The sequence below is a fragment of the Nocardiopsis sp. NPDC050513 genome (genome assembly GCF_044457925.1).
Lineage (GTDB): Bacteria > Actinomycetota > Actinomycetes > Streptosporangiales > Streptosporangiaceae > Nocardiopsis.
In genome coordinates this window covers 195,915-219,492 of record NZ_JBITHK010000010.1, presented here as the reverse complement: position 1 = coordinate 219,492, position 23,578 = coordinate 195,915, and the positions used below count along the sequence as shown (strand labels likewise).

The 23,578-nt window shown below is 73.7% G+C and carries 19 protein-coding genes; 12 read left to right on the top strand and 7 right to left on the bottom strand.

The window, feature by feature from the left end; translation table 11 throughout:
* Window positions 1-188 precede the first annotated feature (188 nt).
* From eat to ACIBFB_RS19465, 6 genes are all read left to right on the top strand, one after another.
* Window positions 189-1,670 carry an ethanolamine permease gene (gene eat, locus ACIBFB_RS19490; RefSeq protein ID WP_397232003.1) on the top strand — a complete coding sequence of 494 codons (1,482 nt, stop codon included), beginning with the start codon at window positions 189-191 and terminating at the stop codon, window positions 1,668-1,670.
* A gap of 118 nt (window positions 1,671-1,788) precedes the next feature.
* A complete protein-coding gene (locus ACIBFB_RS19485) occupies window positions 1,789-2,547 on the top strand; it encodes a FadR/GntR family transcriptional regulator (RefSeq protein WP_397232001.1) in 759 nt (252 codons plus the stop codon).
* Window positions 2,548-2,671: 124 nt separating this feature from the next.
* Window positions 2,672-4,513 (top strand): protein kinase, encoded by a 1,842-nt coding sequence (locus ACIBFB_RS19480; protein WP_397231999.1) that lies wholly within the window; start codon window positions 2,672-2,674, stop codon window positions 4,511-4,513.
* Between the two features lie 3 nt (window positions 4,514-4,516).
* Window positions 4,517-6,133 carry a serine/threonine-protein kinase gene (locus ACIBFB_RS19475; RefSeq protein WP_397231997.1) on the top strand — a complete coding sequence of 539 codons (1,617 nt, stop codon included), beginning with the start codon at window positions 4,517-4,519 and terminating at the stop codon, window positions 6,131-6,133.
* A gap of 115 nt (window positions 6,134-6,248) precedes the next feature.
* On the top strand, window positions 6,249-6,890 hold the full coding sequence (locus tag ACIBFB_RS19470; protein ID WP_397231995.1) for a hypothetical protein: 642 nt from the start codon (window positions 6,249-6,251) through the stop codon (window positions 6,888-6,890).
* Between the two features lie 439 nt (window positions 6,891-7,329).
* Window positions 7,330-9,090, top strand: a complete 1,761-nt coding sequence (locus ACIBFB_RS19465) for a TIGR03767 family metallophosphoesterase (RefSeq protein ID WP_397231993.1) — start codon at window positions 7,330-7,332, stop codon at window positions 9,088-9,090.
* Between the two features lie 76 nt (window positions 9,091-9,166).
* Here ACIBFB_RS19465 and ACIBFB_RS19460 read toward each other — a convergent pair whose 3' ends face one another.
* Complete coding sequence (locus tag ACIBFB_RS19460) at window positions 9,167-11,560, bottom strand: hypothetical protein (protein WP_397231991.1); 2,394 nt, start codon at window positions 11,558-11,560, stop codon at window positions 9,167-9,169.
* 303 nt (window positions 11,561-11,863) lie between these two features.
* Between ACIBFB_RS19460 and ACIBFB_RS19455 the strand changes: the two genes are divergently transcribed.
* Entirely contained in the window at window positions 11,864-12,289 is a 426-nt protein-coding gene (locus tag ACIBFB_RS19455; protein WP_397231989.1) for a CBS domain-containing protein, read from the top strand.
* A gap of 171 nt (window positions 12,290-12,460) precedes the next feature.
* On the opposite strand, the gene ACIBFB_RS19450 is transcribed toward ACIBFB_RS19455, so the two are convergent.
* Window positions 12,461-13,855 (bottom strand): MFS transporter, encoded by a 1,395-nt coding sequence (locus ACIBFB_RS19450; protein ID WP_397231987.1) that lies wholly within the window; start codon window positions 13,853-13,855, stop codon window positions 12,461-12,463.
* A 69-nt stretch (window positions 13,856-13,924) separates the two neighbouring features.
* On the opposite strand from ACIBFB_RS19450, the gene ACIBFB_RS19445 reads away from it, so the two are divergent.
* Window positions 13,925-14,512, top strand: a complete 588-nt coding sequence (locus ACIBFB_RS19445; RefSeq protein WP_397231985.1) for a TetR/AcrR family transcriptional regulator — start codon at window positions 13,925-13,927, stop codon at window positions 14,510-14,512.
* Between the two features lie 54 nt (window positions 14,513-14,566).
* Here the strand turns inward: ACIBFB_RS19445 and ACIBFB_RS19440 are convergent, their stop codons facing one another.
* From ACIBFB_RS19440 to ACIBFB_RS19430, 3 genes are all read right to left on the bottom strand, one after another.
* Window positions 14,567-15,043, bottom strand: a complete 477-nt coding sequence (locus ACIBFB_RS19440) for a GNAT family N-acetyltransferase (RefSeq protein WP_397231983.1) — start codon at window positions 15,041-15,043, stop codon at window positions 14,567-14,569.
* A gap of 454 nt (window positions 15,044-15,497) precedes the next feature.
* Window positions 15,498-15,833, bottom strand: a complete 336-nt coding sequence (locus ACIBFB_RS19435) for a nuclear transport factor 2 family protein (protein WP_397231981.1) — start codon at window positions 15,831-15,833, stop codon at window positions 15,498-15,500.
* 224 nt (window positions 15,834-16,057) lie between these two features.
* The gene (locus tag ACIBFB_RS19430; protein ID WP_397231979.1) at window positions 16,058-16,543 is read right to left on the bottom strand and encodes a nuclear transport factor 2 family protein; all 486 of its coding nucleotides are present in this window, start codon (window positions 16,541-16,543) and stop codon (window positions 16,058-16,060) included.
* Window positions 16,544-16,854: 311 nt separating this feature from the next.
* On the opposite strand from ACIBFB_RS19430, the gene ACIBFB_RS19425 reads away from it, so the two are divergent.
* The 3 genes from ACIBFB_RS19425 to ACIBFB_RS19415 are packed head-to-tail and all read left to right on the top strand — an operon-like array spanning window position 16,855 to window position 20,701.
* Window positions 16,855-17,421: a 2Fe-2S iron-sulfur cluster-binding protein gene (locus tag ACIBFB_RS19425; protein ID WP_397231977.1), complete on the top strand. Its 567-nt coding sequence runs from the start codon at window positions 16,855-16,857 to the stop codon at window positions 17,419-17,421.
* Window positions 17,418-18,413, top strand: coding sequence for an FAD binding domain-containing protein (locus ACIBFB_RS19420; RefSeq protein ID WP_397231975.1), 996 nt, complete (start codon window positions 17,418-17,420; stop codon window positions 18,411-18,413). The genes ACIBFB_RS19425 and ACIBFB_RS19420 overlap by 4 nt, the downstream gene beginning before the upstream one ends.
* Window positions 18,410-20,701, top strand: a complete 2,292-nt coding sequence (locus tag ACIBFB_RS19415) for a xanthine dehydrogenase family protein molybdopterin-binding subunit (RefSeq protein ID WP_397231973.1) — start codon at window positions 18,410-18,412, stop codon at window positions 20,699-20,701. Before ACIBFB_RS19420 ends, ACIBFB_RS19415 begins: the two co-directional genes overlap by 4 nt.
* Window positions 20,702-20,723: 22 nt before the next feature.
* Here ACIBFB_RS19415 and ACIBFB_RS19410 read toward each other — a convergent pair whose 3' ends face one another.
* Window positions 20,724-21,590, bottom strand: coding sequence for an LLM class F420-dependent oxidoreductase (locus ACIBFB_RS19410; RefSeq protein ID WP_397231971.1), 867 nt, complete (start codon window positions 21,588-21,590; stop codon window positions 20,724-20,726).
* 77 nt (window positions 21,591-21,667) lie between these two features.
* A complete protein-coding gene (locus tag ACIBFB_RS19405) occupies window positions 21,668-22,516 on the bottom strand; it encodes an SDR family NAD(P)-dependent oxidoreductase (RefSeq protein ID WP_397231969.1) in 849 nt (282 codons plus the stop codon).
* Window positions 22,517-22,766: 250 nt separating this feature from the next.
* On the opposite strand from ACIBFB_RS19405, the gene ACIBFB_RS19400 reads away from it, so the two are divergent.
* Window positions 22,767-23,480, top strand: coding sequence for a TetR/AcrR family transcriptional regulator (locus ACIBFB_RS19400; RefSeq protein WP_397231967.1), 714 nt, complete (start codon window positions 22,767-22,769; stop codon window positions 23,478-23,480).
* The last annotated feature ends 98 nt before the right edge of the window (window positions 23,481-23,578 follow it).

Below are 23,578 nucleotides of genomic sequence, written 5' to 3'. Positions count from 1 at the left end.
CCTGGGCGAAACCGAAGACGTAAGGTGATCGTCCAGATCTGCCCGGAATCGCCGTACCCCCCTTGACAGGCCCGAACACGGCGGCGCATGATCTCGACTCATCAAAAGGACCGACCATAGACCTTTGTCCCCCGGGTCTGTGTCGGGGGCGACCGGTGGGGCTGGTTGACCGAGCAGAGGAAGCGCCCATGGCAGACGCCGACCACACGAGCTCCCAGGGACCGGCCGACGGCCGTGTCCACGTCCAGGGAGCGGACTACTCCCTGGCCAGCGACGACTACCTCCGCAGGCGGCAGCTCAGGAAGGGCGCGGCGGGCTGGGTCCTGCTCGCCGGACTGGGCGTCGCCTACGTCATCTCCGGAGACTTCGCCGGATGGAACTTCGGCCTGGCCGAGGGCGGCTGGGGCGGGCTCCTCATCGCCACGCTCCTCATGGGAACGATGTACCTGTGCATGGTGTTCGGCCTGGCCGAACTGGCCTCCGCCCTGCCCACGGCCGGAGCCGGCTACGGTTTCGCCCGGCGCGCCCTGGGGCCCCTCGGCGGGTTCGCCACCGGCACCGCCATCCTCATCGAGTACGCCATCGCCCCGGCCGCGATCGCGGTGTTCATCGGCGGCTACGTCGAGGCGCTCGGACTGTTCGGCATCACCAACGCCTGGCCGGTCTACCTGGTCTGCTACCTGTTGTTCGTCGGCGTGCACGTGTGGGGCGTGGGCGAGGCGCTGCGGCTGATGTTCGTCATCACCGGGGTCGCCGTGGTCGCCCTCGTGGTGTTCGCGGTGGGCATGGCGCCTCGGTTCGAGGCGGCCAACCTCTTCGACATCGCGCCCACGGACGCGGTCGGGGCCAGCGCGTTCCTGCCCTACGGGTACGCCGGGATCCTCGGCGCGTTCGTCTTCGGCATCTGGTTCTTCCTGGCCGTCGAGGGCGTCCCGCTCGCCGCCGAGGAGGCCCGCGAGCCCAAGCGCGACATGCCCCGGGGCATCATCGCCGCGATGTCCGTGCTCCTGGTGACCGCCGCGCTCATGCTGGTCCTGGCCCCCGGCGGCGCGGGGTCGGCGGTGCTCGCCGAATCCGGCAACCCCCTGCCGGAGGCGCTGCGGGAGGCCTACGGCGGCGACACCCTCCTCGCGGACTTCGTCAACTACGTCGGCCTGGCCGGACTGGTCGCGTCGTTCTTCTCGATCATCTACGCCTACTCCCGGCAGCTGTTCGCGCTCTCCCGGGCGGGCTACCTGCCCCGCTTCCTGTCGGTGACGGGCAGGCGCCGCACCCCCTACGCGGCCCTCATCGTCCCTGGCACGATCGGCTTCGTGCTCGCGGCCGCGGTCGCCAACGGGGACCTGCTCATCAACATCGCCGTGTTCGGGGCTGCGGTGTCGTACGTGCTCATGATGGTCGCCCACATCGTGCTGCGCCGCCGCGAACCGGACCTGCCGCGTCCGTACCGGACCCCGGGCGGCACCGTCACCACCGGGATCGCCCTCGTCCTGGCGGTGTGCGCTGTGGTGGCGACCTTCTTCGTCGACATGGTGGGGGCGGCCATCACCGCCGCGATCCTGCTCGCCTTCCTCGCCTACTTCTGGTTCTACTCCCGGCACCGGCTGGTGGCCAACGCGCCGGAGGAGGAGTTCGCGCTGATCGAGGAGGCGGAGTCGGAGCTCAAGTAGCCGCCTGACACGGGGGAGGGGCGAAGGCCGCCGTGCCGGGACGGGTTCCCGGCACGGCGGCCCTACCCTGGGTGCACGGGATCGAACATTCGGACAGCACGCGAACGGGAGGAGCGGCATGGCCGACACCGGGGCCGGGGACGCCGTCGACACGCTCCCCGCCGAACCGGCGACCGACGCCGTGTTCCGGCCGGTCCGGGCGGGCAACGCCTTCGAGGAGACGGTCGAGCGGCTGCTGTCGGCGATCAAGCTGGGCGTGGTCGCCCGGGGCGAGCGCTTCCCGGCCGAACGCGACCTGGCCACGCGCCTGGGAGTCAGCCGCATCACCCTGCGCGAGGCGATCCGCGCGCTCCAGGAGGCCGGGTACGTCGAGTCCCGACGCGGCCGCTCCGGAGGCACCTTCGTCACCTACGTGCCCCCGCGCCCCAGCCGCGCCGAGGCCCGCCGGGTGCTCGCCGACATGGGCGGCGACCTGGACGACCTGTTCACCCTCCGCCGCGCCCTGGAGGTCGGCGCCGCCGTGCTGCTGGCCGAGCGCGGACTCACCCCCGACCAGAATGCGCTGCTGACCGAGCGGCTGGCCGCCGTGGACGGGGCGGTCGTGGACGACTACCGCCGACTGGACACCGTCTTCCACCTGACCCTGGCCGAGCTGACCGGGTCGCGCTCGCTCAGCTCCGCGCTGACCGACGCCCGGATGCGCCTGAACGGCCTGCTCGACGCCATGCCGATGCTCGTGAAGAACCTGGAGCACAGCGGCGCCCAGCACCACGCCATCGTCGACGCGATCCGCGCCCGCGACCCCGAGGCGGCCCGGCTCGCGGTCAACGAGCACCTGGAGGGCAGCGAGGCGCTGCTGCGCGGATTCCTGGCCTGACGCGCCCGCCCGGTCCGGGCCGGAGCCCGCCGTCCGACCGCGTTCCCCGCGATGCGGCGCGCCCACGCGCGGCGCGATGCTACAAATGTGGCGACGAATCCGCGTTCCTCCCCCTGGAGCACCCATGTCCCCACCCCCTCCAGGTCCGCATCCGTCCGGCGTCGCGCCCCTGACCGAGGGGGACCCGGACCGGATCGGCCCCTACCGCCTGGTCGGCCGCCTCGGCGCGGGCGGCATGGGCACGGTGTACGCGGGGCTGACCCCTGCGGGGGAACGCGTGGCGGTCAAGACCGTGCACCGCCAGTACGCGACCGACCCGGAGTTCCGCTCCCGCTTCGCGCGCGAGGTCGACCTGCTCGGCCGGGTCCGGTCCACCTGCGCGGTCGGGGTCCTGGACGCCGACACGACCGGCCCCCGGCCCTGGCTGGCCAGCGAGTACGTCCCCGGACCCACGCTCCGCCAGTACGTGCGCGACCACGGGGCGCTCACCGGCGCCGCCCTGGTGGGCGTCGCCGCCGGGATCGCCGAGGCCCTGCGCGCCATCCACGCGGCGGGCGTCGTCCACCGCGACCTCACACCCGGCAACGTCATCCTGTCGCCCGCCGGGCCGCGCATCCTCGACTTCGGCATCGCCCGGGCGGTGGAGGAGACCGCCATCACCCGCACCGGCGGCGTGGTCGGCACCCCCGGTTGGCTGGCGCCCGAACAGTACGACGGGGCGCCCCCAGCCCCCGCCGCCGACATGTTCGCGTTCGGGGCGATCGTCGCCTACGCCTCCTCGGGACGCGAACCCTTCGGCGCCGGGCCCCTCGACATGCTCGTCTACCGCACACGCCGCGAGGAGCCCGACCTGGCGGGGGTGCCTCCGGAGTTCCTGCCGCTGGCGCGCGCGGCCCTGCACAAGGACCCCGCCGCGCGGCCCACGGCCGCCGCCGCGCTCCACGGAGCACTGGCCGCCTGGCCCGAGCGGGCGCCCTCCACCGACGACACCCTGGAACTCACCCGCCTGCTGCACACCGGCTGGGCGCTGCCCGAGACCGCGCCCGTCGCCGCCCAGGCGTGGACGCCCCCGCCCGCCCAGCGACGTCGGCGCACCCGCACCCCGCTCGTGGTGTCCGCCGCCGTGCTGGCCCTCGTCCTCGTCGCCGGGACCCTCACCGCGGCGGCGCCGCCCCTGCGCGAGGCCACGTGGGGCCGACTCCCGTTCGGCGGGCCGCGGGTCGCCGCCGGGGACACCGCCGGGGCCGGGTCCGACGGCGCCGACGCGCGGGAGCCCGTTCCCTGCGATCCCGACGACCGGACACGCACGGCCGCCCACGAGGCCGCGGCCCCCTGGCGGCCGTTCGACCCCGACGCGCTGCCCACTGAGACGTACGCGTCGTTGCTGACGCCCGTCCCCGAGGGCGAACTCGTCACCGACCCCGAGGTCTGGCCGGGCATCGGCCTCCTGGACCACGACACCGCGGACCTCGTCGTGGCCGTCCCCGGGCTGGAGGGGGGCTTCCCGCTGCTGACCGTGTGCTGGATGGACGTGGCGTCCACCCCGGAGGGGGCCGAGTTCACCGCGCGGTTCACCTACCACCCGACCCTGGGCAGCCACGCCGTGTACGCCGAGGACTTCCTGGTGCTCTACGCCCAGGACATGGCGACCACCGGCACCGACAAGGGGATCCACCGGGGCGGGACGGGCGTGGACTGGGGCGGCCCCCTCACCGAGGTGGCGGTGCTCGACCCGGCCGCACCGGTCCAGGAGGTCACCGTCCTGGTTCCGGGCTCCCCCGGGCGCGGGGGCATCGGTTACCGGCCCTCGGCCTACAACGGGGCGCTCGTCCACGACCTGACCGGCCACTGCTACGACGTCGACGGCACCGCGGGCTGGCGCGACGACGCCCACGAGGGCTCCGAGGGGTTCGCGCTCGCCGACTACCGTCCCGAGCAGAGCATGCTCACGGACTGCCCGACCTGACCCATGGCACGACTGTTCACCCACGGCCCGGTCCCCGACCGGCTCCAGGAGCTCACCCCCGCCGATCCCGAACGGATCGGCCCCTACCGCGTGGCCGGGCTGCTCGGCGCGGGCGGCATGGGCGCGGTCTACGCGGCGGCGGACTCCGTCGGCCGGTGCGTCGCCGTCAAGGTCGTGCACCCCGAGTACGCGGCCGACGCCGACTTCCGCGCCCGCTTCGCCCGCGAGGCCGCCCTGATGCGCCGGGTCGGCGGCGCCTGCACGGTCACCGTGTTCGACGCCGACACCGGGGCCGCCCGCCCCTGGATCGCCACCGAGTACGTCCCCGGTCCCACCCTCCGCCAGCGGGTCCGCGACGGCGGTCCGCTCGTCGGCGGCGACCTGGCGGCCTTCGCCGGGGGCGTGGCCGAGGCGCTGCACGCGGTCCACGCCGCCGGGGTCGTCCACCGCGACCTCAAGCCCGGCAACGTGATCCTCGCCCCGGACGGGCCGAGGGTGCTCGACTTCGGGATCGCGCGCGCCGCCGACGGCACCGCCATCACCCGCACCGGCGCACTCATGGGCACCCCGGGGTGGATCGCCCCCGAGCTCCTGCGGAACCGGGCCCCGGGCCCGGCCGCCGACATGTTCGCCTGGGGCGGCCTGGTGGCCTACGCGGCGACGGGACGGCCGCCGTTCGGCACCGGCGGCGCGGACACCGTGGTGCACCGGACCCTCTCCGAACCGCCGGACCTGTCCGGGCTGCCCGACTGGGCGCGCCCCGTGGTCTCAGCCGCCCTGGACAAGGATCCGGCCCGCCGCCCCACCGCCGCCCAGGCCCTGCGCGAGGTAGGCGGCCGGTGGCTGGGACAGGCCGCACCCACCCTCGTGGCGGAACCGCCGACGATGCTGGCCACCCGGTTGATGGAACGCGCATGGTCACCGGCCCGGGCACCCGTCGCGCACCGCCGGTCGTGGTCACCGCTGCCCACGCTGCTGGTCGCCGCCGCGGTCCTGGTCGCCGTGCCGGCGGTCGGCGCGGGCGGGTACGCGCTGGGCGGGTTCGACGCCGGATCCGCCGCGGAGGCGGGGACCGGCGCCGACGGTCCCGGGGGCGCCGACACCGCCGACGGTGCCGATCCGGCCGACGCGGCGGGCGGCACGGGTGAGGCGGCGGTCCCGCCCGACGCAGAGGCGTTCACGCAGGTCGCGGTCGCCGAGGACACCGGCCTGGTCACGGCCGTCCTCGGCGACGACACCTTCGTGTCGGAGACGCTCGTCATCACCCTGGGCGAGGTCAGGGCCGAGGAGAACGGTGTCCTGATGACCGGCGTCCGCGCCCCGCGCGCGGTCGACGGCCCCGTCCGGCGGCTGAGCTCCCTCGCGCCGACCTTCACCGCCGGAGCCCGGGGCACGGAGGTGCCGGGACGGCTGTCGGGCGCCACGGGCGCCGACGCCACCGCGCAGACGGTCCCCGGGACGTTCACCGCGTTCTTCCCCGGCGCGCCCGAGCGCGGCACTCTCGTCTTCGAGCAGCGCCTGGACAGCGCGCAGGGCGCGGTGTACGCGACCCCGCGCCTGTGCTACGACACGGCGACCGGGTTCTCCGCCCCCGGCACGGACGAGGAGTGCCCCGCATGAACAGACCGCTGACCGCGCCCGCCCACCGGTCGTGGGAGCCCGCTGGCTCCGCTGGCCGCCGTGGTCCGGGTGTCCGCCCTCGCCGGGGGCTTCACCGCGGGGAGCGTCACCCGCGGTGCGCCTGGGACCGGTCCCGGTGACCGGGCTCGCCTACCGGCTGTGGTCCCACCCCGGCCCGCTGGCCCTGGTGGCCGCCGTCGTCCTGGTGTTCGCCCTCGCCGGGGGCTTCCTCGCGGGGAGCCTCACCCGCGACGCGCCCGAAGCCGGTGCACAGACGGGGGACGGCGGAGCGGCGGGGGAGGACGGGGCCGGCGGGGGCGCCGTCACCCCGGCCGATCCGGCGCCCGCCGCCCCGGGCCTCGCCGGAGAGGCGGTCCTGGTCGTGCACGGTTCGGACCGCGTGACGCTCTACGTCGAGGGCCACGGCGTCCTCAGCCTCCTTCTGACCGACGCCGCGGCGGACGGCGGCGGTGTCCGCATCGGGGGAACCGCCCGCTACCACCTGGAGGAGGGCGGGTACGAGCCGCGACCGTTCCAGTTCACGCTCGGCGGGGTCCCGGCGGACACCGGAGGCGCCGACCTGCCCGTGCTGACGGCCGCCGCCCCCGTCGCCGCCTTCGGCCTCTCCTTCCCGGGCGCGTCCCTGCCCGCGGTGCTGGAGGTCAGCGCGCCCGAGGTCGCCACCGGGGACATCGACGAGGCCATGCTCTGCGTCACCGCCGACGGCGGCGTCGGCACGGACGTCCTCTCCTGCTGAGCGCGTCGGCCCCAGCCGGTCGCGGTCGGGTGTCCGGTGCGTCGAGGGCGACCGGGGCGTCCCCCGGCCCGACCTGGTCAGGGCCGGGGCCGCGGGGCCCGTGGGCGGACACTCCGGACGGGAAATTGGCCGGATCCGGCCAAACATGAAACACCCTCACCTTTGTGACGGCCTCGCCACGCGCGGACGAACACGTCGGGACGGTCCGGCGACCGGCGGGCGGACATCGTCTGATCACCGTGTGTGACGTACCGGCGCCGTGCCGTCTGGCGCGCCGGGCGAAACCCGCCACCCTATCCCGGGCCGCCTCGGATGCCTACCGGCGGGTAGTAACCGGCTCCCGCAACACCCGTTGCCCCTGACCGCCCCGCCGGTCTTCAATGACGACGCCCCACCCCCACCGGCCACCCCCGGCCGGGGCCGAAAGGACGTCGCACCCATGGCTCCCCTCAACCGGCGCGGATTCCTCACGACCTCCACGGCAGGACTGGGCATCGCCCTCGGGCTGCCCGCCCTGCCCGCCTCCGCCGCCGCGCACGACCGCCTCCTCCGCCAGACCGCGTCCCGGGTCGCCCATCCCGACGGGACCACGCTGGCCCAGGTCGCCACACCCGTCGGCGACGGGTACCGCCTGCTCACCGCCGGACCCGGATGGCCGATCGAGGTCCGCGAGGACTTGGTCCCCGCGCAGGCGGGGCGCGACGACCGGCGCACCGCGCTCGCGGCGTTCGTCCAGTTCACCGACCTGCACATCATGGACGCCCAGAGCCCGGTGCGGTTCGAGTACACCCACCCGGTGATCGGGTCCAGCGCCCACCGCCCCCAGGAGACGCTGTCCGCGCTCGGCGCGACGGCGCTCGTCCGCCGGGTCAACGCGCTGCGGGTCGGCCCGGTGACCGGGCGTCCGTTCGACTTCATGGTCACCACCGGGGACAACACCGACAACCACGAGACCGTCGAACTCGCATGGCTCATGGCGGTCCTCAACGGCGGGACCGTGACCCCCAACACCGGCGACCCCGCCCGGTACGAGGGCGTGCAGGACTGCGGCAACGAGCTGTACTGGCACCCGGACGGAGACCTCGCCGACCGGTACAAGACCCGGGGCGGGTTCCCGAGGATCCCCGGCTTCCTCGACGCCGCCACGGCCCCGTTCGAGAGCCCCGGGCTCGACGTGCCCTGGTACTGCACCATCGGCAACCACGACGACACCCCCGCGGGCAGCCTGCCCGCCGGGTCGCTGGACGAGGCCTACCTCGGCGACCGCAAGATCATGTTCGCCGACGACGACGTCCGCGACCAGGCCGCCGAGGCGATGACGAACGAGGACCGGCTCGGCCAGGTGCCCGACGCGGTGGAGTCCCCCGAGGACACCGTCTCCGCCGCCGCCGTCACCTCCCGGATCACCCCCGACGACCGCCGCGCCCCCTTCGACACCCGCGCCTTCGTCGCCGCGCACCTGGCGGAGGACAACACCGGCCCCGGTCCCGTCGGCCACGGCTTCACCGACGACAACGCCGACGGCGTGGACTGCTTCTACACCTTCCGCATCGCCGACGGCGTCACCGGCGTCAGCATGGACACGACCACGCTGGCCGGGCTGGCGGACGGGTCGATCGGCAAGTACCAGTACGACTGGCTGGAGCGGACGCTGCGCGCCTCCAGTTCGGTCTACTACGACTTCTGGGGGCGGCGGCGCGTCCAGCAGGTGACCGACGAGCTGTTCGTCCTGTTCTCCCACCACACCAGCGGCACGATGGGCAACATCCTCCCCGACAGCCGCCGCCCCGGCGACCTGCGGCTGACCGGCGACGTCCTCGTGCACATGCTCAGGCGGTACCCGAACGTGCTGGCCTGGGTGAACGGGCACACGCACTACAACCAGGTGCGCGCCCACACGCACCGCACCGCCGAGCGCGGGTTCTGGGAGGTCAACACCGCCTCGCACATCGACCACCCGCAGATGGCGCGGGCGATCGAGATCGTGGACAACGAGGACGGGACGATGTCGCTGTTCACGACCCTGCTGGAGGCGGACAGCCCGTACCGGGCCGACCACGGGGACTTCTCCGCCGACGGGCTCGCCTCGCTGTACCGGGAGCTGTCGGTCAACGACCTGTACGCCGACCAGGCCAACTACGGCGGCCCGCGCGACCGGAACGTCGAACTGCTGGTCGCCGCCCGCAACCCCGCCCGTTAGGGCCGGACCGCACCGCTCGGACCCCGGGGGCGGGTCAGCGCTCCCGGGGCTCTCCGTTCTGGGGGCGCGGACACGCTCACGTGGGACGTCGGTCCCCGTCGGGCCCGCCGTGGGCGGAGGAGGGGGTTCGGTCGTCGCCCGGGCGCGGTGGGGGGACCCCCGATGTCGGGCGCGCCGCCAGCTTTGCTCCGAGTGCGTTCCAGAAGTCGGGCTTGACCTGCCAGTCGCGGTCGTACTGCTCGCGGAGCAGGGCGATGAAGCCCTGCTCCCGCTGCATGCACTCCAGGTCGGGGTCGAGGGCCAGGAGCTCGGAGGGGCGGTAGTGTTCGCACGCCGAGGGGTTGAGCGCCTCGCGCAGGGTCGTGATGACCTCGTCCACGGCGTCCGCCCTCTCCTTCGGGCTGAGCGGGATACCGGACTCCAGCTTCTGGGTGGCGATGAGCGAGGCCTTGTTGTACGTGATGCCCCACAGCCCCCATCCGGGGTTGAGTTCCCTGAAATCGTCGATCTCCTTCTCCAGCCGCCTCAGCTCGTGCTCCTGCCGGTGCCGCTGCCGCCACCGCTTCTCGTGGTGGTCGGCCCCGCCCTCCGCCGACGCGATCCTGCTCGCGATGCTGCTGTGCAGGAGGCGGAAGCCGATGTCGTAGTACATCCGCCGCCGCCAGGGCGATTCCTGGGAGGTGATCCCGGGAGGCAGGACGCTGTAGGGGTTGCGTCCGCGCCACCTGATGTCGTCGCAGACCATCCTCCGTCGGGAGAAGTACCGGTCCAGCGCGTCGGCCTCCAGTCTGGCCGTGTGGAGCAGGGCGAGGCGGACCCTGCGAAAACCGTCGCCGCTCTCGCGCGGCGCGGCGAACTCCTCCTCCCGGAGGCCGTCGAACTCACCCGGCCGGTCCTCCCTCAGCATCGACAGGAGTCCGGCGAGGTTCAGGGCGTGGTAGACATCCCGAAGGTCCCGCTCATCGGCCTGGCTCCACACCTCCTCGAACCGGTGGTTCGCGATCATCTTCAGCAGGACGATCATCCGGTAGCGGCTGCGCTGGAACATCCTGTTCGGGCCGGTCGCCGACGCGTAGTGGGCCCGGTTGAGGGCGTGCAGGCGCAGCGCCTTGACGTGCTGTCCCTCCTGCTCGTACAGCGACGCCAGTTCATAGCGCACGATCCCGGAGACCCGCCGGGAGTCGGCGGCGGGTCGCAGGATGGCGATGCGCTCCCGCTGCATCGCGTGGAAGGCGTCGTAGTCCCCGTCGGCGTCGACGAGGGCGTCCGAGCTCCGCTCCCAGCTCCCGCTGTCGAGTCTCGGGAGCTCCCTGATCATCAGGTAGGCGGCCAGATCCTCGCCCTCGTAGCTCCCCTTCGCCCACGCGGGGATCAGGGGGTTGTCCGCGAACACCCGGGAGGCGACGAAACCGGCCGCCCGGATGGCCGCCAGATCCGTGCGCAGCGGGGGCAGTGTGGTCTGGTGCAGGCTCTTGCCGGAGATGCGGTCGTGGATGTCGACGGTCGCCGACACGTACTCGCCGGCCCCGGGTCCGTCGCCCGCCTGGCCGTCGGCCCGCACCCGGACCCCGTAGGACGGGGGAACCGGCAGGACCAGCGCGAGGACGCGCATGAGCGCGGCCGCGATCCGGCTTCCCTCGATGTCGCTGCTCTCGACCATGGCGGCGACGGCGTGCCCCGGCGGCGCCCCCGGCTTCCACGCGGGTGCGAGCACCTCGATCGCGGGGAGCCGCCACCGCACCTCCTGGTTGAGCCTCGTGGTCGCCTCGTCGTCCTGTTCCCTGGGCTCGGAGATGTTCACGCTGGGTTCGCGTCGGACCGCGGTCGTCTCCAGCCACAGGTACCCCCCGCCGAGCAGGATCAGCAGCGCGGCCGTCCAGCCCCCGCGGATCGGATCGGGCCAGTCGGGGAACTGTTCGATGCTCTCGGGAAAACGGATCCACGCCACCCAGATGACGGCGGTCGCCGCCATCGCCAGGGCGGACAGACGGAGACCGCGCTGGCCGAAGATGTGCGCCACCCCTCGGAGGAACATGAACGCGGTGGTCAGAGCGATGGCGTTGAGCGCGACGACGACGGCGAGATGGGGGAGCCGCGGATCCGTGGCCAGGGTGGGGAACATGACCCCCAGCACCCGGTGGAACCCGTCGCCGCCGAGGAGACCGCAGAGGCACGGGTGGCCCGGACCCCCGCCTCCCGCGCAGCACGCCGTGCCCACCAGGTCGAGGATCGTCAGGATCGCGACGCTGGAGAAGAGCGGGAGGACGGCCACGGCTCCCCGAAGGGCGGTGTCGCCGAGTTCCTCCCGGATCTCACCGCGGCAGGCCCAGAGCAGCCCCGCCATGACCGCGAGGACCGCGACGTAGGCGAGGAACGGCACCGGGGCGACCCGCCAGGTCGACGACGCGACGACGAGCAGGGCGGCGCTGGTGCCGACGAGAGCACCGAGCACGATGTTCGTAGCGTTCATGTGACGCATCGCCAAAGTCCGGCCGTCGATCTGCGTGACTTCGCGAATCCGGCGCCGCTCCCGAAACTGAGACGCGGTCGCCCGCACTCCACTGTCCCACTCGCTCAAGTGCGGACGTAAGCGGAGTGTCACGCGGTTGACAGTGTCCTGCCCCGGCCGGGTCCCGGGATCGGAGGGCGGACCACCACGGCCCGCTCAACTCTTCGCCACCGAGTCCCATGTTCGGGCACGTCCCGCTGCGGTCGACGGCCGCGATGGGGACGATGGGGTCGCAACCACCAGGAACACTGACAGGAGAACACGATGACCACCGCAGCCGACATCATGCACTCGGGAGTCAAGTGGGTTTCGGCCACGGACACCCTGGACCAGGTCGCCCAGCTGATGAGCGAGCTGAACGTGGGCGCGATCCCGGTCGCCGACCCCGGCACGTCCAACCAGCGCATGTGCGGCATCATCACCGACCGGGACATCGTCGTCGGCTGTATCGCCGCCGGACGCGACCCCTTCCAGATCACCGCGGGGGAGATGTGCAAGGGGACCCCGCGCTGGGTCTCCACCAAGGCCGGTGTCGACGAGGTCCTTCGCGAGATGGAGTCGCACCAGATCCGCCGGCTCCCCGTCATCGACGAGAACAAGCGGCTGGTCGGCATGATCAGCGAGGCCGACCTGGCCCACCACCTCACGGACGACCAGATCGCCGAGTTCGTCGAACGCGTCTACGCCTGACCGGCCGCGCGCGGCACGGAGCGGGCTTCCGCGTCCACGCCCGCGTCACCGCCGACGACACCGCGCCCCCGGCCGTCCGGCCGGGGGCTGCTTCGTGCCCTACGCCCGGCGACGCGTTCACCACCGCCTGGGGACGGGGCCTCGTGCACGGTCCTCCGCCGTGCTGACCGCTCATCGCGCGGTGCCGTCGTGGCGGCCGTGGGCGGCGGTCGGGCGCCCGTCCCGCTGACGGGGCGGGCGGCCCACGAGCACGGCGACGGCGACCGCCCCGACCAGGCCGCCCATCAGGAGGAAGGCGGCCCTGTCGGTGCCCGTGAGCGCTGTCGCGGCGGTCGCGGCGGCCAGGCCCAGGGCCCCGCCGAACTGCTTGGCGGTGTTCATCAGACCCGACGCCGCACCGGCCTCGTCGGCCGGGACGCCCGTGGTCGCCATCGTGGCCAGGGGCGTGTTGAGCAGGCCGCCGCCCACCCCGATCACCACGCCCGGCACGAGCAGGGTCAACACGTGGGCTTCCCCGGCGGCGAAGGCCTGCCAGACCAGGCCGAGGGAGGCGGTCGCGGCGCCGAGCGCGGCGAGGGTTCGGGGAGCGACGCGGGCCATCAGGCGCGGAGCGACCCAGGTGTTGACCACGAGCATGGTGACGGTCAACGGCAGGAAGCCCAGGCCCGCCTGGATCGGGGTGAGGCCGAGCGGGCCCTGCATCCGGTAGGTGAGGAAGTACCACAGCCCCACCTGGAAACAGGCGGCGGTCGACGCGGTGGCGAGGTTGCCCCACACCACGGATCGGTTGCGCAGCAGCCGCCCGGGCACCAGGCGGTGCACGGCTCGCCGCTGCTGCACGACGAGGAGGAGGAACAGCGCGACGCTCGCGACGGCGGCGGATCCGGCCGCCAGGAGGTTCGCGTCACCGCCCGCCGCCGACAGGGCGTAGGTGGCCGAGGTGAACGCGCCGGTGGCCAGCGACGCGCCGACCAGGTCCAGCCGCCCCCGTCCGGGGGCGGAGGGCGAGCGCCTGTGCAGGACGACCGCTCCGGCGAGCACGGCGACGCCGACGGGCAGGTTGATCAGCAGCACCGCGCGCCAGGAGACGAGTTCGGTGAGCACACCGCCGAGGACGGTGCCCGCACCGCCTCCCGCCAGGCTCACCGCCGTCCACGCGGCGATGGCGCGCGTGCGCACCGGACCCTCGGGCCGGGTGGTGGTGAGCAGGGTGAGGGTGGCGGGGGAGACCACGGCCGCGCAGAGCCCCTGCGCGCCGCGCGCCCCGATGAGCACCCACCCCTCCGTCGCGAGACCGCCCGCGGTGCTGGCCAGCGTGAACGCCGCGAGCCCCCACAGCAGGGCCCGGCCGGTGCCGACGACGTCGGCGAGGCGGGCCCCGACCAGCAGGGCACCGGCGAAGCCGAGGCCGTAGGCGAGCGCCACCCAGGACGCCCGCGTCGGGTTCATCGCGAGTTCGGCCTGGACCGACGGCAGGGCGATGTTGACCACCGAGATGTCCAGCACGACCAGGAGTTGGGTCACGCACGCGACCCACAGCGCGAGCGATCGGGGAGCGGTGGTCACACGGCCTCCTTGATACGCGTGTATCAACTTGATACGAGCGTATCATCGAGGTGTCGGAGGGAGTCGCCGGTGCCGGAACCGCAGCGTCGTGAACAGATCCTGGACGCCGTCGAGCGCCTGCTCGGCCGGGAGGGCCTGCACGCGGTGACCATGCGCGCGGTCGCGGCGGAGGCGGGGGTGTCGCTGCGCCTGGTGCAGTACTACGGGGAATCCAAGGAACGGCTGCTCACCGCGGCGCTCGACCGACTGGCGGACCGGAGCCTCCGGCGGTGGCGGACGCGGACTTCCGCACGGGGGGCGGGCGACGCGTCGGAGGCGGTCCGGGCGTACTTCGACGAGGCGCTGCCCACCGACGAGGACGGCCGCGCGTTCCACCGCATCGGCGTCTCGCTCGAACTGCTGGCGATCACGCGGCCCGACGCCGCCACCACCGCCTACCAGGACCACCTGAGGGCGCTGGCCGACCACCTGGCCGAGGTCGTGGGCGCGGACCCGCGGATGGACGCCGCGCGCGCACGGCTGATCGCCACGGAGGTCATGTCCCTCGCCCACGGGCTCGGCTCCCTGCTCATGGCCGGGAACGTCACACGGGCCCAGGCCGAGGAGGTCGTGCGCGGCTACCTGGAACGGCTGGGGCCACGGGGGACGGAACGCTGATCGCCGGGGATCCGTCCACGTCGGCCGGTCGCGCGCCCGGACACCGCCCGGCGCCTACGCGGCGGACTTCGTGTACTCGACCTTGGCGGGGCCCTCGCCGTCCAGCTCGCCCCCGCGCGACCAGCCGCACGCCTCGTAGAACGCGTTGGCCGCGGTGTTGCCGGCGAAGCTCTCCAGCCGAATGGCGGAGTACCGCGCGAAGAGCGTCTCCTCCGCGTGGCTCAGCAGGCGTCGGCCCAGTCCCCGGCGGTGGTGGTCCGAGTCGACCATCATCAGGTCGACCGTGGGCCCGTCGAGAACGGAGAACCCGACGATGCGGTCGCCCTCGCAGAGGCAGTACATGCCGCCCTTCGGCAGTTCGTCCCTGACGTAGGTGTCCGAGGCGCCGCTGCCGATGAACCAGTCCACTCCCTCGTCGCCGAGGAAGCCGCGGTAACTGGCGTCGATCGTGCGGCGCGCGAGGGCTTGGAGCTCCGCGAGGTCCGCCTCGGCCGCAGGACGGATCGTGGGGCGGCGCTGTTCGGTCGACACGGTGGCTCCAACGTTGACGTGCGGGGATCCTGACCCCGGCGACTCTATCCGCTCCGCCGTCCACCCGCGGACGCGCCGGGCGCGGGCCGGGCGACGGTTCAGCCTGTTCTGGCGGGGAGCCCCCAGCTGACGCGACGGGGTGTGGTTCCTGCTGGTCACCGTGCGGGTGCCCGACGCAGAGGTGTATGAGCCCGACGGGTTCCTCGGGGCGGACCTGGGCATCGTCAACATCGCCACCACCAGCGACGGCCAGATCATGGCCGGGCGCGAGCTCAACCGCTACCGCAGACGACGTCGACAAGGCCCGGCGGGCCAGTGTGCCGGTGGTGTTCGTGGACCCGGCGCACTCCTCACGCGAGTGCGGGTGTTCCTACACCCACCGGCACAACCGGGTCTCCCAAGCCGTGTTCACCTGACCGGCGGCCAGCCGGGCCCTACCCGCAAGCTCGGTCGTTCACGACCGAGAAGCTGGCGCCTGGCCGGTGTCGAACCTGGAGACCTTCCCGTTGGAGACGGTGAACTCCCAGCTCGTCCGCATGGAGCCCCAGGTGTCGTTGCGGTAGTCGGCGATCAGCGACCGCCCCTCGTCGCTCGCGGAGACGACGTCCATCTGCCCGTTGGACGCGAAGATCTCCTTCTCCGCCCACTGGAAGAGGTCGCGGTCCGTTCCGTCGTCGGACATCGTGGCGTCGGGGGTCAGCGCCTCGGCGAAGGCCTCGCGGTCGTTGTCGTTGATGGCGTCGATCAGGGCGCGCACGGCCCGGTCGGTGACGTCGGGGTGGTGGGTCATGGCGGTGTGCCTCTCGTGTCGTGCCCGGCGACGGTCGACGGCCGGACGTGGTGGCTACCACGTCTTCCTACCGTGCGTCCCACACCCGTTCCAGGGGGCGTCGTCCCCGCCCGTCGAGTCCTTGCCGATCCGTTCCCGACGCTTGGCGGTGCGGCGGTGAAGGCGGTCATCCGGCCGGAGACCCACGGGCCCGGTGGGCGGAGGCGTGCGCCGGGGATCCGAGTTCACCGGAGCGGGCCGCGCGCGGCGGGGTCTCCCGGACCGCCGTCCGAGCGCGTGGCGTCGAACGCCTGGGCGACGGCGAGGTTGTCCTCGTAGACGTGGTACCGGGTGACGCTCCCGCCCTCGACCGTGAGGTGGAGCGCGAACCGGGCGCGGTAGGGGCGTCCGGTGGACCGGGCGGTCTGGCGGATCTCGCCGAGGACGACCGCCTCCTGGCCGTCGACGAGGACGCGCTCGACCCGGGTGGCGGCCTGTTCGGGCACGTGGTGCTCGGTGAGTTCCCGGAAGTGGGCGGAGGCGTCGGCGCGGGAGGAGCGGTGGCGGATCCAGGGGGTGGCGGGGCGACCGTGCTCGGCCTCCGGCCAGTTCAGCTTCCAGTCCGCGCGCTCGGCGAACAGTGCGGCGACGCCCTCGTGGTCGCCCTCGCCGATGCGGCGGAGCAGGTCCTCCACCACGGTCCGGGTGGCCGTGGTCGCGGTCGACGGCATGGTGTGCCTTTTCGGTCGGGAGCCGCGTCGGGGTGGCGCGGGCAACGGGCTCATCGTGGCAGCGCCGGGGAACCGGGTCGATGACCTGGCAGGTAAGGGGAGCCGCTGACCCCCGGACCACGCTCGCGCCCTCGGGGCGGTGGAAGAGCGTGCCCCGCTCGGACCGGGGGAGGAGGCCGACCGCTCTCCCCTCCAGCCGGGCCGCCAGCGCGTTCGGTGACACACTGTGCCGCATCGTGGGCATCCCCATCACCCGTCGTTACTGTCGCTCTGGGGGCGACACCCCCATGCCCGGAACCGAGGGGAAGCACATGGACACGCACGGGACCGACGCCGAACCACGCTCCGGCCCGTCCACGGAACGGTCGGTGACGCTCCGGGTCAACGGCGACCCCCACCGCCTCAGGATCGAACCGCGCGTCTCCCTCCTCGACGCGCTGCGCGAGTACCTCGGTCTGACCGGCACCAAGAAGGGCTGCGACCAGGGCGCCTGCGGAGCCTGCACGGTGCTGGCCGACGGTCGGCGGATCGTCTCGTGCCTCGCCCTCGCCGTGCAGTACGAGGACCGCGCGATCACCACGATCGAGGGGCTGGCGCGGAACGGCGAACCGCACCCGCTCCAGGCCGCGTTCGTGGACCACGACGGCTTCCAGTGCGGCTACTGCACCCCGGGGCAGATCTGTTCGGCGATCGGCATGGTCGACGAGTTCCGGGACGGCCTGCCCAGCGCCGTGACCCCCGACGTGGCCGCGCGCGACTTCGACTTCTCCGACGAGGAGATCAAGGAGCGGATGAGCGGCAACCTCTGCCGGTGCGGCGCCTACACCGGCATCAACGAGGCGGTCCGCGCGACCTTCGCCGACGAGGTGACCCGATGAGGAACGTCGCCTACACCCGTGCCGTCGACGTCCAGGACGCCATCCAGCTCATGGCGGCCCGACCGGGGGCGAAGTTCCTCGGCGGCGGCACCAACCTGGTCGACCTGATGCGGGAGAACGTCGAGCGCCCCGAGACCGTCATCGACGTCACCGGGCTCCCGCTCGACCGGGTGGAGGAACGTGCGGACGGAGGGTTGTCGATCGGCGCGACGGTCCGCAACACCGCGCTCGCCCACGACCGGCGGGTCCGCGAGCGCTATCCGTTCCTGGCGCAGTCGGTGCTGTCCGGGGCCTCGGGCCAGATCCGCAACATGGCGACCGTGGGCGGCAACCTGATGCAGCGCACCCGGTGCCCCTACTTCTACGACCCGGCCGCACGCTGCAACAAGCGCACGCCCGGAGACGGCTGCGACGCGATCGAGGGCTACCACCGCGACCACGCGATCCTCGGCGCGTCCCCGTCCTGCATCGCCGCGCACCCCTCCGACCTGTGCGTCGCGCTGGCCGCCCTCGACGCCACCGTCCGGGTGGAGGGCCCCGACTGCACCCGGGAGATCCCGTTCACCCGCTTCCACCGGCTCCCGGGCGACACGCCCGAACGGGACACCGAGCTGCGGCCCGACGAGCTGGTCACCGCCGTCGGACTCCCCGCCCTGCCGATCGCCGCGAACTCGGCGTACCGCAAGGTGCGCGACCGGCGGAGCTACGCCTTCGCGCTGGTCAGCGTGGCCGCTGCCGTGGCGGTCGACGGCGACCGGATCGCGGACGTCCGGCTCGCCCTGGGCGGTGTCGCGCACCGGCCGTGGCGCGCCCGCGTGGCCGAGGAGGCCATGCGCGGCGCTCCGGCGACGGCCGACACCCTCCAGGCCGCGGCGGACGCCGAGCTCGCCGACGCCCGGGGCTACCCGGGAAACGCCTTCAAGATCGAACTCGCGCGGCGGACGGTCGTCGACGTCCTCCTCGGCCTGGTCGCACGGGAAGGTGCGCGATGAGGGCCGTCCCGCGGCGCACGGGCACGGTGGTCGGCTACGGACCGGACCGGGTCCAGGGACCTCCCGGAGGGCGGGAACCGTACGTGGGGCGGTCCCTCCCGCGCGTGGACGGCCCCGCGAAGGTCACCGGCGAGGCCCGGTTCGCGGCGGAGCACCGGTTCGACGGCCTCGTGCACGCACGGCTGGTGTGCGGCGCCATCGCCCGGGGGCGGATCCGGGCGATCGACGTGTCGGAGGCGGAGAGCGCGCCGGGGGTGATCGCCGTCATCACCCACGAGAACAACCTCCGCCTGGCCAGGCCGCGACTGCTCGATCTCCAGAACATGGCGGCCGGCATGTCGCCGAGCGACCTGCCGGTGATGCAGGACGAGCGGATCCACTGGAACGGGCAGCCGGTGGCGGTGGTCGTCGCCGACACGTGGGAGCGGGCGGGGCACGCGGCGTCGCTCGTGCGCGTGGACTACGACGAGGAGACGCCGACGACCTGCTTCGACGAGGCGAAGGCCGACGCGGTCCTTCCGCCGGACATCCTCGGCGAGCCCTCCGAGATCAGGGTCGGCGACGCCGCGGCGGCGCTGTCCGAGGCCGCGGTCGGCGTCGACCGGGTCTACCGCACCCCGTGGCACAGCCAGAGCGCCATCGAGCCGCACGCGACGGTCGCCGTCTGGGACGGCGACAGCCTGACGGTCCACGAGTCGACCCAGTTCGTCGGCGGGTGCCGGCACGTGCTCGCGGCGCTGTTCGGCCTCGCCCCGGAGAACGTCCGGGTTCTGGCGCCGTTCGTCGGCGGCGCCTTCGGCGGCAAGTGGGGGGTGTGGACCAACACGCCGCTGTGCGCCGCCGCGGCGCGGATCGTCGGCCGCCCCGTGAAGCTCGTCCTCTCGCGGGAGGAGGTGTTCCGCATCGTCGGAGGCCGCCCGCGGTGCGAGCAGCGCGTGGCGCTGGGCGCGGACCGGGACGGGAGGTTCACCGCGCTCGTGCACACCGGCGTCTCCGCGACCACCGCGCACGCGCGCAACCCCGAGCAGTTCTCGCTCACGCCCCGGCATCTGTGGGCGTCGCGGACCATGGAGATCGGCCAGCGGCTGGTCCACCTGGACACGGTGGCCAACAGCTGGATGCGCGCGCCGGGGGAGACGGTCGGCACGTTCGCCCTGGAGTCGGCGGTCGACGAGCTCGCGCACGGACTGGGGATGGACCCGATCGAGCTCAGGCGCGTGAACGAGCCCGAGCGGGACCCGACCACGGGGCAGGAGTTCTCGTCCCGGAACCTGGTCGAGGCCTACGCGCGCGGCGCGGAGCGGTTCGGCTGGCGCGACCGCCGTCCCGAGCCGCGCTCGCGTCGGGACGGGAGCTGGCTCGTCGGTCAGGGCGTGGCCACCGCCTACTATCCGGTCTTCCGGTTCCCCGCGACCGCGCGCGTGCGTATCTCCGCGGACGGCACGGCGCTGGTGCGGGCGGCGGCCAACGAGATGGGCATGGGCACCGCCACCGCGCAGCTCCAGCTCGCCGCGGACCGGCTCGGCCTCCCGATCGACCGGGTCTCCTTCGAGTACGGCGACTCGGCGCTGCCCGGCGGAGCGCTGTCGGCCGGCGGGTCGGGCCAGACCGCGAGCGCGGCGGCGGCCGTGCTGGCGGCGGTCGAGGCGGCGCACCGCGAGCTGCTCCGGCTCGCGGGCGGGGGCGGGTCGCCGTTGGCGGGTGCGGGCTTCGAGACCGTCCAGGCGCGCGACGGCGGTCTGTACCGCACGGACGACCGGCGCGGCGAGTCGTACGGGGCCGTCCTGGCCCGGGCCGGTCTGGAGTGCGTCGAGGTCGAGGTCGAGGGGGCCGCGCCCCTGGAGCTCGCGGAGTACTCCATGGCCTCCTACGGCGCGCAGTTCTGCGAGGTCCGCGTCCACGAGCGGACCGGCGAGGTGCACGTGTCCCGGTGGCTCGGGTCGTTCGACTGCGGGCGGATCGTCAACCCGCGGACGGCCGTGAGCCAGTTCCGCGGCGGGATCGTCATGGGCATCGGGGCGGCGCTCACCGAGGACGTGGTGTTCGACGACCGCACGGGGCGCGTGGTGAACCGGTCGCTGGCGGGCTACCACGTCCCCGCGCACCTGGACGTGCCGCGCATCGACGTCGTCTACACCGACACTCCCGACGAGCACGCGCCCCTGGGCGTGCACGGGGTCGGGGAGATCGGCATCACCGGGGCAGCGGCGGCGGTCGCCAACGCCGTGTTCAACGCGACCGGGAGGCGCGTCCGGGACCTCCCGATCACGCTCGACGCGCTGCTGTGACCTCCCCGGGACGGACGCCGGGTCAGGCCTCGGCGACCTCCGGCAGGGCGGAGACGACCAGGTCCACCGCCTCGCGCGGATCGTCGAAGCCGCACCCGTAGACGTAGACCACGGTGAACCCGGTGGCGCGCAGGTCGAGCAGGCCCCGGACCAGGTCGTCGGCGGTGGTGTCGGGGGCGACGGACAGGACCGACGTCTTCTCGACCTCCTCGTGGTCGCGCCCGACGGCCTCGCAGTGCCGCTTGAGCACGTCCAGCTTGTGCCGCGCCTCGGGGCCGCCGAAGATGTTGCACGCGTCCGCGTACCGGGCGACCAACGGCAGGGTCCGGCGTTCCCCGGACCCGCCGATCATCAGGTAGGGGTGCGGCCTGCTGAGCGGAGCGGGGGAGTTCAGGGGCCGTTCGAGCCGGTAGTACTCGCCCTCGAACGGCCGCTCGTCGCCCCTCCACATCTGGAGGACGACGCTCAGGGTCTCCTCCAACATGTCGAACCGGCGCGCCGTGCTCGGGAACGGCAGACCCAGCCCGCGCGCCTCGTCGGCGAACCATCCCGCGCCGACGCCGAGCCCGGCGCGGCCGCCGGAGAGCACGTCCAGCGTGGTGACCTGCTTGGCCAGGACGCCGGGGTCGTGGTACACGGCGCCGGTGACCAGCGTGTGCAGCCTCACCTGCGAGGTGTGGGCGGCGAGGAAGCCGAGGGTGGTGTAGGCCTCCAGCATCGCGTTCTCGTACGGTCCCAGGTCGTGGCCGATCTGCCAGAAGTGGTCCATGACCGTGACCCGGGCGATCCCCGAGTCCTCGGCGTCGCCGACGGCCCGCGCGAGGGTGCGGCCCAGTTCGGGGGCGCCGCCCGCCCAGGTGAAGTCCGCGACGTGCAGACCGAGTTCCATCCGATTCTCCTGTCTTGTGCGTGGTCCCCGCCCCGTCGGTGTCCGTCCCCGCCCGACCGTTCCCCCCGGTGCCGAGGTCAGCGGTCCGCGTACGCGGTGGCTCCGACCGAGACGTCCTCCCGTCCCACCAGACGCAGGCTGCGGCGCCACAGTTCCGCCCGGACCCCGGGATCGGCGGCCTGGTCGTGGACCGGGCTCTCCTGGAGGCGGTCGTAGAACCGGTCGGTCACCCCTCGCACGGCCGGGTCGGTGACCAGTCGGTACGTGGCCGCCACCCCTTCCTCCAGGGTGTCGACCGGGGCGATGCCGTGCAGGGTGACGATCTTGGTCGGCATGAACGTCGCCGGGTGCAGGCTGGTGAACGTCACCTCGTCGGCGGGCACGCGGGCGGCGAACTCGGTCGCCGACATGATCTGTGCGAGCTTGCTCCGCCGGTAGGCGTCCACGCCGTCGTAGTCCCGCTCGAACATGAGGTCGTCCAGGTCGAGCGGGGCCTGGCCGAGGGAGGACACGTTGACCACCCGCGCGGGCGCGGAGGCGCGCAGCAGCGGCAGCAGGTCGAGGGTGAGGAGGAACCCGGCCAGGTAGTTCACGGTCAGACGCAGCTCGTACCCGTCGGCGCCGACCCGCCGCTCCCGCCCGTCGGGTTCGCCGAACCCGATCCCCGCGTTGCTGACCAGGACGTCGAGCCGGTCGGTGCGCGTGGGCACCTCAGCGGCCAGGCGGGCCACCTGGCCGAGGTCGGACAGGTCGGCGACCAGGGTGTCGGGGGCCGGTGCGCCCTCCTTCTCGACCTCGGCGGCGAGCACGGCGAGCTTGTCGGGGTCGCGGCCGTGCAGGAGCAGCCGTGCCCGGTCCCGGGCCAGCCGCAGGGCCAGCGCGCGGCCGAGTCCGTCGGTCGATCCGGTGATGAGCGTGGTGGTCATGGGGGTCCGTTCCGGCTCGGTTCGTGGGTGCGGCGGGGGTGCGTCGCGACCGGTCGCGCGCCTCGGCTCGGCTGACCGAGTTCCGCGGCGGTGTCCGGTCCTTCTCACGGATCAGAGTCCCTACCCCCCACCGGGCGGAGGGAACCGGGTGTGAGGGGAGTGTCACCCCGCGATCGCGGCCCGCCTTCCCGGGGGCGTGGTGCCCAGCCGAATGTTCCTGTCGATAGCACGCATGCGTTATCGTTGATACATGGCGGGACGAGAAGACACACGGGAACGGATCGTTTCGGCGGCGGTGGCTCTGCTGGCCGAGGGCGGCCGCGAGGCGGTGACGACGCGGTCGGTCAGCCAGGCCGCCGGGGTCCAGCCTCCGGCGATCTACCGGCAGTTCGGTGACATGGACGGCCTGCTGGGCGCCGTGGCCACAGCGGGCTTCAACGACTACCTCTCCCGCAAGGCGGCGCAGGAGTCGTCCGGCGACCCGGTGGACGACCTTCGCTCCGGGTGGGATCTGCACGTCGCGTTCGGCCTGGAGAACCCCGCCTTCTACTCCCTGATGTACGGACGGACGAGCTCACCGCCCGACGGCGGGGCGGCGGCCGAGACGTGGCGGATCCTGGTCGGGATGGTCACGCGGATCGCGGAGGCGGGTCGGCTGACGGTGGACGTCGAGCGCGCGGCGAGCATGGTCCACTCCGCGGCCGTGGGGGTGACGATGACCCTCATCGACACGCCAGCGGAGCGGCGGGACCCCGGTCTGTCCGACCGGATGCGGGAACTGGTGATCACGGGGATCACCGTCGGCGGCGGTGGGACCGACGACCGCGCCGGCGCCGGTCACCGCGAGGCGGCGCGGCGCGCCATCGCCCTTGCCGCGGTCCTGGACACCGCCGACGTCGCGTTCACCCCCGGCGAGCGGATGCTCCTCGACGAACTGCTCGACCGGCTCGCGCGCGCCGAGTGAGCCGGCTCCCGTCGGTTCCGGGGGGGGGGGGGGGGGGGGGGGGGGCCCGGGCCCGGGGGGGGGGGGGGGGGGGGGGGGGGGGGCCCCCCGGGGCCCGC

What these genes read in the sequence shown, in the direction of transcription:
- ACIBFB_RS19430 (WP_397231979.1), bottom strand. Translation starts at nt 16,543, where the DNA reads ATGCCGTCGACCGCGACCACGGCCACCCGGACCGTGGTGGAGGACCTG.
- ACIBFB_RS19415 (WP_397231973.1), top strand. Translation starts at nt 18,410, where the DNA reads ATGAGGGCCGTCCCGCGGCGCACGGGCACGGTGGTCGGCTACGGACCG.
- eat (WP_397232003.1), top strand. Translation starts at nt 189, where the DNA reads ATGGCAGACGCCGACCACACGAGCTCCCAGGGACCGGCCGACGGCCGT.
- ACIBFB_RS19460 (WP_397231991.1), bottom strand. Translation starts at nt 11,560, where the DNA reads ATGAACGCTACGAACATCGTGCTCGGTGCTCTCGTCGGCACCAGCGCC.
- ACIBFB_RS19435 (WP_397231981.1), bottom strand. Translation starts at nt 15,833, where the DNA reads ATGACCCACCACCCCGACGTCACCGACCGGGCCGTGCGCGCCCTGATC.
- ACIBFB_RS19405 (WP_397231969.1), bottom strand. Translation starts at nt 22,516, where the DNA reads ATGACCACCACGCTCATCACCGGATCGACCGACGGACTCGGCCGCGCG.
- ACIBFB_RS19410 (WP_397231971.1), bottom strand. Translation starts at nt 21,590, where the DNA reads ATGGAACTCGGTCTGCACGTCGCGGACTTCACCTGGGCGGGCGGCGCC.
- ACIBFB_RS19455 (WP_397231989.1), top strand. Translation starts at nt 11,864, where the DNA reads ATGACCACCGCAGCCGACATCATGCACTCGGGAGTCAAGTGGGTTTCG.
- ACIBFB_RS19400 (WP_397231967.1), top strand. Translation starts at nt 22,767, where the DNA reads ATGGCGGGACGAGAAGACACACGGGAACGGATCGTTTCGGCGGCGGTG.
- ACIBFB_RS19420 (WP_397231975.1), top strand. Translation starts at nt 17,418, where the DNA reads ATGAGGAACGTCGCCTACACCCGTGCCGTCGACGTCCAGGACGCCATC.
- ACIBFB_RS19425 (WP_397231977.1), top strand. Translation starts at nt 16,855, where the DNA reads ATGGACACGCACGGGACCGACGCCGAACCACGCTCCGGCCCGTCCACG.
- ACIBFB_RS19485 (WP_397232001.1), top strand. Translation starts at nt 1,789, where the DNA reads ATGGCCGACACCGGGGCCGGGGACGCCGTCGACACGCTCCCCGCCGAA.
- ACIBFB_RS19465 (WP_397231993.1), top strand. Translation starts at nt 7,330, where the DNA reads ATGGCTCCCCTCAACCGGCGCGGATTCCTCACGACCTCCACGGCAGGA.
- ACIBFB_RS19480 (WP_397231999.1), top strand. Translation starts at nt 2,672, where the DNA reads ATGTCCCCACCCCCTCCAGGTCCGCATCCGTCCGGCGTCGCGCCCCTG.
- ACIBFB_RS19475 (WP_397231997.1), top strand. Translation starts at nt 4,517, where the DNA reads ATGGCACGACTGTTCACCCACGGCCCGGTCCCCGACCGGCTCCAGGAG.